General features: G+C 58.1%; 1 protein-coding gene. It reads left to right on the plus strand.

Features of this window, described 5'->3' with window-relative positions:
- Positions 1-267: 267 nt before the first annotated feature.
- The gene (locus tag F3J45_RS29650; RefSeq protein ID WP_167070879.1) at positions 268-477 is read left to right on the plus strand and encodes a hypothetical protein; all 210 of its coding nucleotides are present in this window, start codon (positions 268-270) and stop codon (positions 475-477) included.
- The last annotated feature ends 148 nt before the right edge of the window (positions 478-625 follow it).

Here is a 625-nt window from a genome sequence, read left to right on the forward strand (position 1 = left end):
CAGGCAACACCAATCGCGACCTCAGGAGGCCGAACGGAGGTCTTGCGGAGGGAGGTGACGGGCATGGATGCCCGTCAAGCGCTGGGCCCCAGGATGGGGCCTGCAGCGCGGTCCTCCCGGGAGCAAGGCCGGAGTGAGGGGACCCCGGAGCGCAGCGCAGGGGCCGTATGTGGGAGCCAGCGTTTTTTGGTTACTTTTTGTCGCGTTTGACAAAAAGTGACCCGCCGTAAGGGCGGAAAGGTGACTGTGCGCCACCATCGCCAATGAATGTTGGCTTCATTCGATAAGCAAAAAGCAAAAAGCAAAAAGCAAAAAGCAAAAAGCAAAAAGCAAAAAGCAAAAAGCAAAAAGCAAAAGATCAAAAACCTGGATCGCGCCGGTTTTGACTCACGCGAGTCATTCGTTTGCGATGGTGACGCTTACTCACCTTTTCGCCCTTACGGCGAGTCACTTTTTGTCAGACGCGACAAAAAGTAACCAAAAAACGCTGGCTCCCACATCCGGCCCCTACGCTGCGCTTCGGGGTTCCCTCGCTCCGGCCTTGCTCCCGGGAGGACCGCGCTGCAGGCCCCATCCTGGGGCCCAGCGCTTGACGGGCATCCATGCCCGTCACCTCCCTCCGCAA

It is taken from the genome of Pantoea sp. Ap-967 (assembly GCF_011752565.1).
GTDB lineage: Bacteria > Pseudomonadota > Gammaproteobacteria > Pseudomonadales > Pseudomonadaceae > Aquipseudomonas.

What these genes read in the sequence shown, in the direction of transcription:
- F3J45_RS29650 (WP_167070879.1), top strand. Translation starts at nt 268, where the DNA reads ATGTTGGCTTCATTCGATAAGCAAAAAGCAAAAAGCAAAAAGCAAAAA.